The sequence below is a fragment of the Mycobacterium sp. Panama NTM2 genome (assembly GCF_054355555.1).
Genome location: NZ_CM135953.1, coordinates 3,484,766 through 3,499,202, shown reverse-complemented (window position 1 = coordinate 3,499,202; position 14,437 = coordinate 3,484,766). Strand labels below are relative to the sequence as shown.

Sequence of the window (14,437 nt, the reverse complement as noted above, 5' to 3'; positions counted from 1 at the left end):
GAAGACTGGACGGATGCGTCTGTATCGGGACCGAGCGGTGGTGCTCCGTCAGCACAAGCTCGGGGAAGCCGATCGCATCGTCACCCTGCTCACCCGCGATCACGGGTTGGTCCGCGCGGTGGCCAAAGGGGTGCGGCGCACCCGCAGCAAGTTCGGGGCGCGGCTGGAACCGTTCGCGCACATCGACGTTCAGCTCTACCCCGGCCGCAACCTCGACATCGTCACCCAGGTCCAGGCGATCGACGCGTTCGCCTCCGACATCGTCAGCGACTACGGCCGCTACACATGCGCCTGCGCGATGCTCGAGACCGCGGAGCGGATCGCCGGGGAGGAGCACGCGCCGGTGCCCGCTCTGCACCGGCTCACCGTCGCCGCGCTGCGCGCGGTGGCCGACGGTGCCCGACCACGGGAACTCGTGCTCGACGCCTATCTCCTGCGCGCGATGGGGGTCGCCGGGTGGGCGCCCGCGCTGACCGAATGCGCCCGGTGCGCCACGCCGGGCCCGCACCGGGCCTTCCACGTCGCCGCCGGCGGCAGCGTGTGCGTGCACTGCCGGCCGTCGGGCTCGGTCACCCCGCCCCAGGGTGTGCTGGATCTGATGGCCGCGCTCTACGAGGGCGACTGGGAGCACGCGCAGACCTCCGTCGCGGCGCACCGCAGCCAGGCCAGCGGATTGGTGGCCGCGCACCTGCAGTGGCATCTGGAGCGCCAGTTGCGGACGTTGCCCCTCGTGGAGCGGGTGGAGCGGAAGACCGGGCAGACCATCAGGCAGGATGTGGCGCATGGCAACGGAACGGACCGGGAGGCGGAAGGGCAAGAACAGCTACCCACAGCTGCCCCCGGCGCCTGAGGACTATCCGACGTTCCCGGACAAGTCCACCTGGCCGGTGGTCTTCCCGGAGTTGCCGCCTCGCACCAACGGGATGTTCGCCCGGCCTCCGCAGCACACGTCCAAGGAAGCCGCCCCGCAGATCCCGGCCGACCAGGTACCCCAGCACGTCGCGGTCGTGATGGACGGAAACGGCCGGTGGGCCACCCAGCGTGGGCTGGGACGCACCGAGGGGCACAAGATGGGCGAGGCGGTGCTCATCGACATCACCTGCGGGGCGATCGAGCTGGGCATCAAACACCTGACGGTCTACGCGTTCTCCACCGAGAACTGGAAGCGCAGCACCGAAGAGGTGCGGTTCCTGATGGGTTTCAACCGCGAGGTGGTGCGGCGGCGCCGGGAGAACCTCAACGACATGGGTGTGCGGATGCGCTGGGTCGGTTCGCGGCCCCGGATGTGGCGCAGCGTCATCAAGGAGTTCGACATCGCCGAGGAGATGACCGTCGACAACGACGTCATCACGATCAACTACTGCGTCAACTACGGCGGGCGCACCGAGATCGTCGAAGCCGCCCGGCAACTAGCCCAGGAGGCCGTCGACGGCAAGATCACCCCGAGCCGCATCACCGAGGCCGGCTTCGCCAAGCATCTGCACCGAGCCGACATCCCCGACGTCGACCTGTTCATCCGGACCTCGGGGGAGCAGCGGGCCAGCAACTTCCTGCTGTGGCAGGCCGCCTACGCCGAATACGTGTTCCAGGACAAGCTGTGGCCCGACTACGACCGCCGCGATCTGTGGGCGGCGTGTGAGGAGTACGTCTCGCGCAACCGCCGCTTCGGACGGGCCTGATGGAACTCGGCGAGCGGCTCCCGCTGGTGTTGGCCGAGGTCGTGGCGGTGCAGCACGAGGACGACGGGGCGATCACGGTGCCGCACGAGCAGACGTTCGCGTCGCTTCGGGTGGTGACGATCGCCGAGGATCTCGAGCTGGTGTCGTTGACGCAGGTGCTGGCCTGGGACCTGCCGCTGACCGCCGCGGTGCGTGCCGAGGTGGCCAAGCACGCCCAGGACACGCTGCTCGGGACCGTGTCGCTGGTCGAGAAGATCGGCGCCAAAGGCGGCGGAGGCGCACGCAAAACCGGGGACGTGCTCCTGCGCTACAACTTCCCGGCGGCCGGGTTGACCGACGACGCGCTGCGCACGCTGATCCTGATGGTGTTGGCCACCGGCGCCGATGTCCGGCGCGCGCTCGTGGCCTAGTGTCGCCTGTGTGCGCATCGTCCTGATTTTCGTCGGCATCGTGGTCGCGCTGTTCGGGGCGCTGTTCACCCTGCAGGGTGTCGGCGTGGTCGGTGGCAGCCCGATGAGCAACACCACCACGTGGTCGGTGCTCGGCCCGATCATCGCGATCGTCGGGATCGGCGTCGCGGTCCTCGGTTGGCGCAGGAGGGATTAGCTGCCGGCCGCCGGATAGAACACCTCGTCGTAAGCGCGGAACACGGCCTCGCGCGAGTACGTCGTCGCGAAGTGCTCCCGCGCCTCGCGGGAGCACCGCCGGTTCTCGTCGACCGGCACCAGTGCGCACAGGGCGTCGGCCATCGCTCGTGGCTCGTCGGCGACGACGATTCCCGTACCCGGGCCACTGGCGATCCCTTCGGCGCCGATCGTGGTGGAGACGACCGGTAGCGCGCGGCTGAGCGCTTCGAAGACCTTGAGTTTGATCCCCGACCCGAACCGAAGCGGGTTGACCAGCGCTGTAGCGCTGTCGAGGGCATCGCCGAGATCGGGCACGTAACCGTCGACGCTGACGCTGTCCGGGTAGCGCCGAGCCAGGGTCAGCAATCGCTCGGACACATCCCGGCCGATCACCCTCAGACGAGCGTCGGGGAAGCGGGCCAGCACGAGCGGCCAGACCGTGGTCAGGAACGAATACACGCCGTCTTCGTTGTGGGGAAGCGACAACAGGCCGAGGAACACGAACGCAGGCGCGCCCGCGTAGGTCCTCGTCGTCACCGAGGCGGTGCGTACCAGCGGCGGTACGGACCTGATACGGCTCGCGGCGACGCCGGTGCGCTGCTGCAACGACCGAGCTTCGTCGGCGTTGACCAGCAAACACCGCCGGAATCGGCGGGCGGTCCTGTCCTCGCTGCGGCGCACCAGGCTGCGTTCCAGACGCAACAGCGCGGTCTGACTGGCGCGCCGCGTCGCCAGGGGTCGCAACCGGGCCGGCACGTGTTCGGCGAAGTTGCCCAGCGGGCTGATCTCGACGTCGGGATAGCGCTGAGCGGCGGACAACATCCGGTCGTAGCGCTCGGAGAACAGGTCGTCGAGGTAACAGATCTGGCGCGCGGCGACGTCATCGGAGGCGTACTGGGCCATGCGCACGGTGTCGAACACCTGCAGTGCCGGTTGCAGATCGGCCAGCAGTGTGCGGATGGCCGCCGCGGTCTTCGCGGAGTAAAGGAAGGACTCCTGCAGGCTGGCGCGGCCGAGGGCCGTGCGGCTACCGACCGCACGCAGCACGTCACGTCCGCCCGGCCCGGGCACCGAATGCACGGTGACAGCGAAGCCGTCCCCGGGCGGGGCGCCCACTTTGATGTAGTGAACCTGTTCTGCGCCGTGGCGTTCGGCGAAGTAATCGCAGAACCCGGCCAGCACGACCTTCTTGCCGGCGTCTGTTGGGTAGGGGTCCACAGCACTGATCAGCGCGACCGACACGGGAGCATCTTCACACGGAATGTTGTCCGGAGTGGCCGTTGGGGGGCACGAAGCCGGTAATCTCTCCTGCTGGATGATCGGCGCACCGCAAACACCGCGCGGATCAGGTGACGGGTACGGCGGCGTGATCAGGGGGTTTGCCACGGCTACCGAATCGACGGGTGAGCAGCCCGATGGCCACACGTCGAACGCCATGCCTGCAACCGGCCGGCAGACCCTCTGGAACTATCTGATCTTCGCGCTCAGCAAGAGCTCCACTCTGCTGATGACGATCGTCGTGGCTCGCATCCTGGGCCCGACCGAGTTCGGTGTCTTCGCGCTGGCGATCCTGGTCGTGAATCTCTTCGACTACGTCAAAGACCTCGGGGTCGCTTCGGCTCTGGTGCAGAACCGGCGCGACTGGGCGGTGCTGGCGCCCACCGGACTGACGCTGTCGGTGGTGTTCGGCGTGGTCGCCAGCGGGTTGCTGGCGGTCACCGCCGGGCCTGCCGCTGACGCGCTCGGCCAACCGGAGCTCACCGGGCTCATCCGGGTGCTCGCCATCGGCCTCGCCATCTCGGCGCTGAGCACCATCCCGGCCGCATGGCTCCGGCGCTCGATGAACTTCTCCGCCCGGCTGATGCCGGAGTTCGCCGGCGCGGCGATCAAGACCTGCCTGACCATCGGGCTCGCGGTGGCCGGGCTCGGCGTGTGGAGCCTCGCCTACGGTCAGCTCGCCGCGGCGGTCGTCATGACCCTGCTCTACTGGCGGGTCGCCCGCAGCGGCGTCGGATTCTCCTGGGACTCCGCCGTCGCGCGGGAGCTGGTCCGGTTCGGCTTGCCCGTCACCGCGGTCACGCTGCTCGCCTACGCCATCTACAACGTCGACTATCTCGCCATCGGCGAACGGTTGGGCCCCACGGCACTCGGGCTGTACACGCTGGCCTACCGCATCCCGGAACTGCTCGTGCTGAGCCTGTGCGTGGTGGTCAGCGAGGTGCTGTTCAGCGCGTTGTCGGGATTGCAGCACGACCGTGACACGCTGACCCGGCACTACCTGCAGGCGTTGACCGCGGTCTTCGCGCTCACGCTCCCGATCGGTGTCGGGCTCGCGGTGAGTGCGCGGCCGCTGGTCGCCACCCTCTACGGACCCGACTATGCGGACTCGGTGGCGATCCTGTCGGTGCTCGCGGTCTACACCGTGGTGTACTCGGCCTCTTTCCATGCCGGAGATGTGTTCAAGGCGATCGGCCGGCCGGGTCTGCTGACCATGATGAGCGCGGGCAAGCTCGCCGTGCTGGTCGGACCGATCTGGTGGGCGGCCGGTCACGACGCGACGATGGTCGCCGTCGCGTTGCTCGCCGTCGAGGTCGTGCATTTCGTGGTGCGCATGTCGGTGCTGTGCGCGCTGACCGGTGTGCGGTGGCGGGCGATCGGTGATGCGCTGGTGCGCCCGGCGGCGGCCGCGGCGCCGATGGCGGTGCTGCTGTGGGGTCTGCTGCGCGGCACCGAGTCTCTCGCCGCACCGCTGCAACTCGCGATTCTCGTCGTTGCGGGCGTGACGTCATACGTTCTGCTACTACGATTCACGGCACCGCAGCTGGTCAAGGCGGCGTACGGAACAGTCCAGCGACGGCTTTCACGCTCTGCCGGAGCACCGGGCACGACGGTGAAAGAGGGGCCATGACGAAACGTCGACTCGTTGTCGCGGTGCTGGCGTTGATCGGCGCGGTTCTGGGGGCGCTGGTCGCGGTGCTCGCCGTCCCGGGTGCGAGTCGCTACTCGGCCAGCGCCAACGTCGCGCTGTTGCCGGCCCCAGGATTGACCACCGCCGAGGCGTCCAGCTTCTGGGAGGTGCTGACCCGGGGGCAGGTGACGCGCACGGCGGCACTGGTGTACGACGATCCGCGGTGGCTGTCGCCGGCGGCCGACGCCGCGAAGGTCCCGCGTGGCGAGCTGTCGATGACCGCGGCCGCACTGCCCGACACGACCATCTTAACCGTGACGGTGACGGGTCCCTCCGCGCAAGCCGCCGAGACCGCGCTGGGCAGTGTCCTGACCGCGGCCACCCCCGAGGCCGCGTCGTTGGCCACCCCGTTCGACGTCAAAGTGTTGTGGCCGCAGCAGAACAGCGCCTATCCCGAGCCCGCGGCGGGCCGCACGCAGGTGGCCGCGGTGGGAGCCTTCGGTGGCGCGCTGCTCGGCGCCGGCGTCGGCTGGCTTCTGCAGCGGCGGCGTCGGGGCGAGCAGCAGCCGGGGCGGCATCACGAGGGCGCTGCAGCCGGCCGTCCCGCCTTCGACGATGCGACCGACAGCGTGCCCGCCCGCTCATGACCGTGCGCGTCCGGATACGACGCGAACCCGGCGAGATCGCGCTGCTGGCGGTGGCTGCAGGTGTCGCCCTCGTCGGGGCAGCCACCCTGCTCGGCTCGCGCAGCCCGCTCATCGTGGCGGCGGCGCCGATCGGCGCGGTGGCCCTGGTCGTCGCCGCGCGGCGGCCCGTGGTGGCGCTGTGCATCATGGCGATCGTCGAGTTCACCAATCTCTCCGGTCTGCTCGCTCCCCGTAGCGGGCTTCCCGTCTTCCAGGTCTCGCTGCTGCTCGGACTGCTCTCGGTGGGATTTGCGCTGCGAGACCCTCTGTGCCGCAGTCGGATCAACGGGTGGACGCTGGTGTGCGGGGCGCTTCTGGCCACGTATCTGGCGACACAGGGGATCGCACTTCTCGGCTCGGTCGACCCCACTGCATCGGCCGCCACCCTCTACCGGCAGACCGTGGACTGTGTCTTCGTGATGATCGTGCTGCTGCTGGTGCAGCTCACGGCGCGGCCGTGGCCCGTGGCCGCCGCCATCGTGGTCACGCTCGCCGCGCTGTGCACGCTGACGATCATCAGCCAGGTCGCCACCGGTGGCACCGCCGACTTCGGTGGATTGTCCACGGTGACAACGGCGTCCGGCGAAGGCATCACCACGCTGCGCTACGGCGGACCGCTGCCGGATTCCAACTTCTGGGGCAGGCATCTGGTGATGGGGCTGCCGATGGCCGCCGCGCTGATGACGCGCGCGCTGCGCCACGAGCGCCGGGCGGTGTTCGCGGGCTGGGTGCTGGCGCTGGTGCTCCTGCTGGGCGGGGTGTACCTGACCCAGTCGCGCGGCACGTTCCTCGCCGCCGGTGTCGCGATCGCCGTCTGGTTCGTGGCTGTCGAGCGGTCGGTGCGGCGCTGGGCACTGGTGTTGATCCCCCTGGGCGCGGTCGCGTTCGCGGTGCCCGGCGTCGGTGATCGGCTGCTCGTCGCCCTCGACGATCTGACCAAGGCCGAGGTGCAGAGCTCCATCGACCCGTCCGTACTGGGCCGCCTGGCCGCCCAGCAGGAAGCGTGGATGATGTTCGACGAACGGCCGCTGTTCGGATTCGGGCCGGGCACGTTCAGTGGGCAGGTGATCAACTTCGCCGGCCGGGTCCCGCTCGCCGTCCGCGAGCCGGCCGCCGCGCCGCACAACCTGTATGCCGAGCTGGCGGCCGAGTCGGGCTGGACGGGTCTGCTCGGCTGGGGGGTGGTCATGGCCGGGTTCATCGGCATCGCGGTGTTGCGCATCGTCGCCGATCCGCGCAGCCGCGACCGTGTGCTGGCTGCCGCGGTGTGTGCCGCGCTGGTCGCCTGGTCCGTCGCGAGCATCGGCCTGCACATGGCCTACTTCCGCAGCTTCGGCGTGGTGCTGGCGCTCGTCGGCGGCATCGCGCCCGCCTGGCCCGTCGCCGCCGACGCCGTGCGCCGCTTCACCCGCGGTGTCGCCACCTGGGGTGCCGCAGCATTGGTGGGCGCCGCGACATGCTGGGTCTCGTTGTCGTTCACCAGCTCTACTGCGGTGACCGCGATGCAGCCGATCACCTTGGTTCCGGTCGGGCCGGTCGACGGCTGGTACTCCTATGCGTTGGACGTCCGGTCGCGCGCGGAGATGCTGCCCACGATCGCCACTGTCGTCGACGACCCGGCCTCACCGGTCGACGTCGTGGCCGACCCGGTCCGCGGGGTGCTCGCGTTCACCACCACCGCCGACACCACCGATCAGGCGCGCGACGAGATCCAGGTCGCTGCGACGGCAGCCGAGACGCGACTGCGGGATGCCATCGGCTACCAGCAGTACGCGCTGCAGCCGGTGGGCAGCATGCGCGTCACGCCAACCCGTGAGCGCTCCCTGCCTGCCACCGCGGCCTCGCTCGGCCTCGGGTTGCTCGCCGCACTCGCGGTCGCCGCTCGGCTGTCGTCGCGCCGGGGTCCCGTGTCCTCTGACCGACCGATCGAGAAGGCGGCATCGTGGGCGTGAGCAAACCGATTGTGCTCGTGGAGATGTCCCCGTCGGGCGGACTGTTCCAATTCGCGTTCGAACTGGGCAGCGCGCTGGCGGCGCGCGGTGAGCGCGTCGAGCTGTGGACCGGACCGCGACCGGAGCTGCGATCCACGCAGCCGGCGTTCGTCGTGCGCTCCGTGTTGCCGACGTGGCATCCGGGTGACACCGGCGTGCATTCACGGCTGTTCCTCCTCGCGCGCAGGGCTTTTCGCGCGGCGCAGTTGATCTTCGCCTGGATCGTGCTGAGCGTGCGCCTGATCGTCGCCCGACCCCGCGCGGTGCTGTGGTCGCAGTGGCGATTCGCGTTCGAACCACTCTTCGTGGTGATGCTGGCGGCTGTGCTGCGCAGCAGCGTGCTCGGGTTGATCGCCCACGAGCCGGTGCCGCGCTCTGACGCCAAGGACACCAGCACGCCGAAATCGGGCACCGTGCTCACCCGGGCGTTCCGCGCCGCATGGCAGCGCATCGATGTCGCGTTCGTGCTCGGTCCACGCACTCGTGAGCTCGCCCTGTCGTACTGGCAGCCGCACTGCCCCGTGCTCGTCATCCCCCACGGCAACGAACCGGGCGTGCGGGGGACGGCCGTCGTGCGTCCGGTCGCCGAGACCGAGCCGATTGCGTTGTTCTTCGGCGTCTGGTCGAAATACAAGGGCATCGAAGTGCTTCTCGACGCCTTCGCCCTGGTCCGCCTGCGACGTCCCGACGCTCGGCTGGTGCTCGCCGGAGCCGCCGGGGCCGACATCGATGTCGAGACCGTGCTCGCACGAGCCCGGGCGCTCGGGAACGTCGACGCCCGACCCGGTTACGTACCGATCGACGACGTGGCCGGGTTGTTCGACAGTGCCCGCGTGGTGGTGACTCCGTACATCCGGGCGACCCAGAGTGGTGTCGCGCATCTGGCGTTCACATTCGGCAGGCCCGTCGTCGCCAGCGAGATCGGCGATCTCCCCGATGTCATCGCCCACGGCGTGACCGGACTGTTGTGCCCGCCGCACGACGCCGAGGCGCTCGCATCCGCGATGGTCGAGCTGCTCGAGGATCCCGCGCTGGCAGCACAACTGGGCCAGGCGGGTGCGGACAGCGTGGCCGAGGCATGGGCGGTGGCCGCGGGCCGGGTCGCCGACGCGGTGGCCGATGCGGCCGGCGGACGCTGACGGTACCCGATGGCTCGATCCTTTCACCGGCTCGTCACCGCGTTGATCCTCGTCACGGTGGGCGGCGTGCCGTCGTGCGCCTCGAGCGACCGGCCTCCGCAGCCGTTCGCCGACACCAGCCCGTGGCGACAACCCGTCGGCCCGCAGGCACGACCCGACCCGGGTAGCGCCGCGATGATCGCCGCAGTGCAGCGTGAACCGGCGCTGCACGCCAATCTCGTCGAGTTCGGCATTCCGATCTACCAGGCAGGCGCCGACACCCCGACCCACACCGTGCCCTGCACCCGCACCGATTACGGCCTCTGTCCGTTCGCTGGGTGGCCGGTTCCCATTCCCGATGGGGCACAGCCCAACTCGGGCTCCGATGGGGTACTGGTCAGCATCTCGCAGAACAGCGGCGTGATCTTCGAGCTCTGGCGGGCCCGCACCGAGGGCGAGGCGTGGTCGGCAGAGTTCGGGGCGGTGAACAGTCTGCACGGGTCCGGGTGGGGCGGGGCTGCGACCGGTTCCGGTGCGTCACGCCTGGGCGGGGTGGTCCGGCTGGCCGAGATCGCCGACGGCGAGATCCCACACGCACTGGCGCTGCAATCGGACAACGCCTGCCCGACGTTCCGGGCGCCGGCGCTCAAGAGCGACGGCTCCTCCACCCGTCCGGACTGCATCCCCGAAGGCGCACGGCTGCAACTCGATCCGTCGGTAAATGTGGATGCGCTGGGGTTGCGGCCCGGCGAATTGGCCGTCGCGAAGGCGATGCAGCGTTACGGTGGCTATCTGATGGATGTCGCCGACACGCCGCTGAGCGTCAGCTTCGAACTGGACCGCGAGGCGTCGGCCGGCACGGTGGGGACGACATACGCCGACGCCGGGTTCCGCTGGGACTACGACGCGATGGAGGGGGTTCCGTGGAACAGACTGAGGGTGCTGTCCTGAGGCGGGGAATCAAGGCGCTCGTCCTGATCGACGCGTTCCGGATGGGAGGTGCCGAGACCCTGCTGGCGCCGATGATCGTGGCTTCTCGCAACACCGACCTCCACATGGACGTCGCGAGTGTGTCACCGGCGGAATGGAATTCCGAGAAGACCATGGCGATTCTCGCCGACGCCGGCATAACGACGCGATCGTTGGGCATCCGCCGTCTGCTCGATCCCGTGGCGCTGCCCCGGCTGGTGCGGACGATCCGGCAGGGCGGTTATGACATCGTGCACGCGCACCTCGAGATGGCGATGACCCTGGCCGTGCCCGCCGCGGCGATCGCCCGCCGGCCCGCGGTGTGCACCTTCCACCACGTGGCCTACCCGGTCGAGGGGCGCGAAGCCGGGCGGATGCGCCTGGCGGTGGAGGCCGCGACCCGCTCGCGCCGCGCGCTCTTCGTCTCCGAGGCATCGCGCCGGTCCTTCGCCGAGGTGTACCGCCCCGGCCGGATGCCCGGCAACTGGGAGGTCATGCACAACGGCATCGATGTCTCCAATTACGCGCCGGGACAGGCCGATCCCCGGATCCGGGCGGAGCTCACAGGCAATCGCGGCGACGTCCCTCTGGTGGTTCTGCCCGCGGCGTTCCGCGAACTGAAGGCCATCCCGGTGGCGATCGCGGCGTGGCCCGCCGTCCGGCAGCGGCATCCGCGGGCGGTGCTGGCATTGGCGGGCGGCGGCGAGCAGGAACCCGAGTTGCGCCGGCTCGTGGCCGAATTGGGGCTCGAGGACGCGGTCGTGTTCGCCGGCGTACGCACGGACATGCCGGAGATCTACCGGGCGGCTGATGTGGTGCTGTTGCCGTCGACGCACGAGAACCTCCCGACCGTACTGATCGAGGCGGGAGCCACCGAGCGACCCGTCGCGGCGACCCGGGTCGGCGGTATCCCCGACATCGTGATCGACGGGGAGACCGGGGTGTTGTTCGAGCCGGGCTCGCCGGAGGCGCTCGCCGCGGCTGTCGGCCGGTTGCTCGACGATCCCGAGCTGCGCCGTCGTACGGGCGCTGCCGCAGGCGAGCGGGCCCGTCGCGAGTTCTCGGCGGACGCATGGGTCGATCGGCTGCGTGCGACGTATCTGCAGGCCATGGGTGAGGGCCGGTGAGTCGCCCACTCGTCGCTTACGTGGTGTCGCGCTTCCCGGTCACCTCGGAGACGTTCATCGTGCGCGAGCTCGATGCCATCGCCCGCACGAATCGCTATGAGCTGCAGATCAGATCGCTGTTCCCGGCACCCGACAGCGCGGTGCACGACATCGCTCGACGCTGGGTGCAGCAGCTGGTGCGACCATCGACCCGCGCCGCGCTGATCGGTCTGGGCTGGGCGGTGGCCACCCGTCCGCTGCGCGTGGCCTCGGTGGTCGCAACGGTGATCGTGGGCTATTCCGCTCGCCCCCCGCTGCTGCTGCGTGCGCTGACGACGGTTCTCCTCGCATGCGCGCACGCGAGGGACCTGGCCGCGCAGAGGCGCGTAGTTCACGTTCACGCCCATTACGCAACCTATCCCGCGCTGGCCGCATGGGTGTGTCACCGGCTCGTCGGCGCGACGTACGGGTTCACCGTGCACGCCCACGATCTCTACGTCGACACGTCGATGCTGGACCGCAAGATCGCCGACGCGCGCTACGTGGTCACCATCTCGCGATTCAACCGGGACCTGCTGCAACAGCACAACGCCGGGGAAACCCCGATCCACGTGATCCATGCGGGTATCGATACGGCCGCCTATCCGTTCCGGGCGCGCGGGATCCCCGCTGACGGCCCGGTGAGGGCGCTGACAGTCGCCTCACTGCAGCAGTACAAGGGTCACGCTGTGCTGCTGCAGGCGATGGCGCGGGGCGGCGGCGCTGTCGAGCGGATGACACTGGATCTGATCGGCGACGGCGTGTTGAGAGCTGAACTCGAGGCCCTCGCGGAGAGCCTGGGTCTGCAGAGGCGGGTGCGCTTTCTGGGTGGTTGCAGCGAGGACCAGGTGAGGGCGGCGTTGGCCGCCGCCGACCTGTTCGTGCTGCCGAGCATCGTGGCCGACGACGGTCAGATGGAGGGGCTGCCCGTCGCGTTGATGGAGGCGCTGGCCAGTGGGGTGCCGACCATCTCCACCGCACTCTCCGGCATCCCCGAGATCGTCGTCGACGGTGCCACCGGCATGCTGGCCGCACCCGGGGATGTCGGTGACCTCAACGCGACGCTGACGGCGATGATCGAGAGTGGGCCGGGGGCGATCGCGTTCACCGAGGCGGGCCGCGCGCTGGTGACCGGCGAGTTCGACCTGCAGTCGACCGTTGCCGCGCTGACCGGGGTGCTCGACGAGAATGTCGCGATCGCCCCGCGCTGAGCAAACAAGTTGAGCGTGTTTCGCCTGCGTCAAATTGCCTCTTGATCGTCCCCTGTAGAAGATGTGATCATCGTGCTGACGCGCCGTTCGCGGCAGCCCGGTGATCTTGAAAACAGTTGGGAGAGTGGCAATGTCAGCGAATCTCTGGCCGTCAGCGGGTCATCCTCACGAGTCGTCGCCGCAGGTCTGCGCCGGCAAAAATGCCGACGGGGATCACGAGTTTGCTAGAACTGTCCAGCGACGTCAGATGCCACCACCTGCCGCAGGGCGCATCGCCCACGTCGGCCGAGTCGGAGCACTGGCTGTGGCACTCGGTATCGGCGCCGCGATCGCTTGCGTTCCGGTTGTCGCCCACGCCGACCAGGGCGACTCGACTTCGCCACATTCACTGCAGCGCGCAACCCAGGCATCGGCAGGAGCCTCTGCGCGTCCGGCGCGGACCCCGCGTCGAGACACCTCGGCCGCCGGGTCCTCAGCGCGGCGATCGGCACGGTCTGCCGAGTCCGACCAGCCCGAGCGGCCCGATCGCCGCCACATCGACCTCACCCGTCCGCTGCGCACCCTGCTGACCGCGGCACGCGACAAGACACCGGCCGAACCGGACGCACCGCTGTCGGGCGCGGTCCTGCTCGCGGCCTCGACGTCGACATCTGCGCGGCGGCCGGCCAAGGTCGGTGGGTCCGCGGAGACGTCGCCGACCGTCGCAGCGACGACGTCGGGCCAGGACGTGCTCGTCGAGGCCGAGGCCATGACTTTGTCGTCGGCGAAGAACGGAGCCGTGTACTCCGACTCCACCGCCTCGGGCGGCCGGGCGGTGGTGCTGAACAAGAACTCATCGATCTCCAAGACCGTCACGCTGCCCCAGTCGTCGAGCGTGGTGATCCGCGCCAAAGGCGATCAATATCAAGGCGCGCCGACGATGAAGGTGACCGTCAACGGCACCGAGATCACCACGGTCGCCGTATCCGCGACCTCGTGGACGAACTACACCGTCCCGCTCGACGCAGGGCCCGGTACCTACACACTGACCATCGCCTACATCAACGATCTGAGTGGTAAGAAGTCCGGCGATCGCAACCTGCGCGTCGACAGCGTCCGCGTGGTCGCGGCCACCGGCACCACCCCGACGCCCCCGTCCACCAGTGGTGCGCCGTTCTTCGGCGCCGCCGACTGGTTGTGGAAACCGATCCCCGCCAACGCGACCATCGACAGCAACAGCGCGACGTGGGTGAGCTATCTGGCGGCCCCGGGGAAGTCCCGGATCGCGAACCTCTACCAGTACGCGATCAAGCTCATCACCGCGTCGCAGGTCACCTCGACCACTCCCCGCTACGACGTCTCGTTCACCCAGCCCTGGGGCAGCGATCCGTTCGGCACCAACACGGTGCCGATCCCGACAGGCACGAAGATCCCTCCCGGGTCCGACGGGCACCTCGCGATCCTCGACCCGGCGACCGGGAAGGCCTACGGCATCTGGCAGGCGAAGTACAACAGCACCACCAACACGTGGTCGGGATCCTGGGGCGGCATGACGAGCCTCACCGGCAACGGTGTCGACACCTCCGGATCGGCCACCGCGGCGGGCATCGCCCGCTACGCCGGAGTGGTCACCGGCGCGGAGTTCAGCGCAGCCGTCGCGGCCAACACCGGCATCAATCACGCGCTCGTGTTCTCCACCGATATCGCAGGATCCCCATTCGTCTCTCCGGCAGTCAAATCCGACGGCCAGAACATCGCCGGTGTGGCGCTGCCCATCCCCGAGGGATATCGCATCCAGCTCGATCCCAGCATCGACGTCGACGCCATCCCGGGGATCACCGCGGGCGAGAAGGTGATCGCCAAGACCCTGCAGACCTACGGCGCCTACGTCGTCGACCAGGGCGCGGCGCGCATGGCGTTCGCGTTCGAACTCCTCGACGACGCCACCGCCGGCTCGCCGGGCTCGGCCTACGTCGACGCCGGATTCGCCTGGGATTACTACGGCATGGACAACATTCCGTGGAGCTCCTTGCGGGTACTGGCGCCGACCACCGTCGCGGTATGACACCGGCGTGACCGCGCGTTCGGACTTCCTACGGAAAGGGGAGCCGATCTTGTAAGTTGA

Annotated in this window: 13 protein-coding genes; 12 read left to right on the top strand and 1 reads right to left on the bottom strand. The window is 69.4% G+C overall.

The window, feature by feature from the left end; translation table 11 throughout:
- The first annotated feature begins 13 nt into the window (after positions 1-13).
- From recO to ACXYX3_RS16485, 4 genes are read left to right on the top strand one after another with little or no spacing between them, the layout of a single operon-like run.
- Positions 14-850, top strand: a complete 837-nt coding sequence (gene recO, locus ACXYX3_RS16500; protein ID WP_458608252.1) for a DNA repair protein RecO — start codon at positions 14-16, stop codon at positions 848-850.
- Positions 783-1,679 (top strand): decaprenyl diphosphate synthase, encoded by an 897-nt coding sequence (locus tag ACXYX3_RS16495; protein ID WP_458608251.1) that lies wholly within the window; start codon positions 783-785, stop codon positions 1,677-1,679. Before recO ends, ACXYX3_RS16495 begins: the two co-directional genes overlap by 68 nt.
- Positions 1,679-2,089: a hypothetical protein gene (locus tag ACXYX3_RS16490; RefSeq protein WP_241206244.1), complete on the top strand. Its 411-nt coding sequence runs from the start codon at positions 1,679-1,681 to the stop codon at positions 2,087-2,089. The genes ACXYX3_RS16495 and ACXYX3_RS16490 overlap by 1 nt, the downstream gene beginning before the upstream one ends.
- Positions 2,064-2,285, top strand: a complete 222-nt coding sequence (locus ACXYX3_RS16485) for a hypothetical protein (RefSeq protein ID WP_458608250.1) — start codon at positions 2,064-2,066, stop codon at positions 2,283-2,285. Before ACXYX3_RS16490 ends, ACXYX3_RS16485 begins: the two co-directional genes overlap by 26 nt.
- On the opposite strand, the gene ACXYX3_RS16480 is transcribed toward ACXYX3_RS16485, so the two are convergent.
- The gene (locus tag ACXYX3_RS16480; RefSeq protein ID WP_458608249.1) at positions 2,282-3,547 is read right to left on the bottom strand and encodes a glycosyltransferase; all 1,266 of its coding nucleotides are present in this window, start codon (positions 3,545-3,547) and stop codon (positions 2,282-2,284) included. The genes ACXYX3_RS16485 and ACXYX3_RS16480 overlap by 4 nt on opposite strands.
- Positions 3,548-3,740: 193 nt before the next feature.
- On the opposite strand from ACXYX3_RS16480, the gene ACXYX3_RS16475 reads away from it, so the two are divergent.
- From ACXYX3_RS16475 to ACXYX3_RS16440, 8 genes are all read left to right on the top strand, one after another.
- Positions 3,741-5,213 carry a lipopolysaccharide biosynthesis protein gene (locus ACXYX3_RS16475; protein WP_458608248.1) on the top strand — a complete coding sequence of 491 codons (1,473 nt, stop codon included), beginning with the start codon at positions 3,741-3,743 and terminating at the stop codon, positions 5,211-5,213.
- A complete protein-coding gene (locus ACXYX3_RS16470; protein WP_458608247.1) occupies positions 5,210-5,860 on the top strand; it encodes a YveK family protein in 651 nt (216 codons plus the stop codon). Before ACXYX3_RS16475 ends, ACXYX3_RS16470 begins: the two co-directional genes overlap by 4 nt.
- Positions 5,857-7,851 (top strand): O-antigen ligase family protein, encoded by a 1,995-nt coding sequence (locus ACXYX3_RS16465; protein ID WP_458608246.1) that lies wholly within the window; start codon positions 5,857-5,859, stop codon positions 7,849-7,851. The genes ACXYX3_RS16470 and ACXYX3_RS16465 overlap by 4 nt, the downstream gene beginning before the upstream one ends.
- On the top strand, positions 7,848-9,029 hold the full coding sequence (locus ACXYX3_RS16460) for a glycosyltransferase family 4 protein (RefSeq protein ID WP_458608245.1): 1,182 nt from the start codon (positions 7,848-7,850) through the stop codon (positions 9,027-9,029). The genes ACXYX3_RS16465 and ACXYX3_RS16460 overlap by 4 nt, the downstream gene beginning before the upstream one ends.
- Positions 9,030-9,038: 9 nt before the next feature.
- Complete coding sequence (locus tag ACXYX3_RS16455) at positions 9,039-9,959, top strand: hypothetical protein (RefSeq protein WP_458608244.1); 921 nt, start codon at positions 9,039-9,041, stop codon at positions 9,957-9,959.
- Positions 9,932-11,104 carry a glycosyltransferase gene (locus tag ACXYX3_RS16450; protein ID WP_458608243.1) on the top strand — a complete coding sequence of 391 codons (1,173 nt, stop codon included), beginning with the start codon at positions 9,932-9,934 and terminating at the stop codon, positions 11,102-11,104. Before ACXYX3_RS16455 ends, ACXYX3_RS16450 begins: the two co-directional genes overlap by 28 nt.
- Positions 11,101-12,333, top strand: a complete 1,233-nt coding sequence (locus ACXYX3_RS16445; RefSeq protein WP_458608242.1) for a glycosyltransferase — start codon at positions 11,101-11,103, stop codon at positions 12,331-12,333. Before ACXYX3_RS16450 ends, ACXYX3_RS16445 begins: the two co-directional genes overlap by 4 nt.
- 247 nt (positions 12,334-12,580) lie before the next feature.
- Positions 12,581-14,377 (top strand): carbohydrate-binding domain-containing protein, encoded by a 1,797-nt coding sequence (locus ACXYX3_RS16440; RefSeq protein ID WP_458608241.1) that lies wholly within the window; start codon positions 12,581-12,583, stop codon positions 14,375-14,377.
- Positions 14,378-14,437: the final 60 nt, after the last annotated feature.

What these genes read in the sequence shown, in the direction of transcription:
- ACXYX3_RS16440 (WP_458608241.1), top strand. Translation starts at nt 12,581, where the DNA reads ATGCCACCACCTGCCGCAGGGCGCATCGCCCACGTCGGCCGAGTCGGA.
- ACXYX3_RS16475 (WP_458608248.1), top strand. Translation starts at nt 3,741, where the DNA reads ATGCCTGCAACCGGCCGGCAGACCCTCTGGAACTATCTGATCTTCGCG.
- recO (WP_458608252.1), top strand. Translation starts at nt 14, where the DNA reads ATGCGTCTGTATCGGGACCGAGCGGTGGTGCTCCGTCAGCACAAGCTC.
- ACXYX3_RS16485 (WP_458608250.1), top strand. Translation starts at nt 2,064, where the DNA reads ATGTCCGGCGCGCGCTCGTGGCCTAGTGTCGCCTGTGTGCGCATCGTC.
- ACXYX3_RS16455 (WP_458608244.1), top strand. Translation starts at nt 9,039, where the DNA reads ATGGCTCGATCCTTTCACCGGCTCGTCACCGCGTTGATCCTCGTCACG.
- ACXYX3_RS16470 (WP_458608247.1), top strand. Translation starts at nt 5,210, where the DNA reads ATGACGAAACGTCGACTCGTTGTCGCGGTGCTGGCGTTGATCGGCGCG.
- ACXYX3_RS16495 (WP_458608251.1), top strand. Translation starts at nt 783, where the DNA reads ATGGCAACGGAACGGACCGGGAGGCGGAAGGGCAAGAACAGCTACCCA.
- ACXYX3_RS16465 (WP_458608246.1), top strand. Translation starts at nt 5,857, where the DNA reads ATGACCGTGCGCGTCCGGATACGACGCGAACCCGGCGAGATCGCGCTG.
- ACXYX3_RS16490 (WP_241206244.1), top strand. Translation starts at nt 1,679, where the DNA reads ATGGAACTCGGCGAGCGGCTCCCGCTGGTGTTGGCCGAGGTCGTGGCG.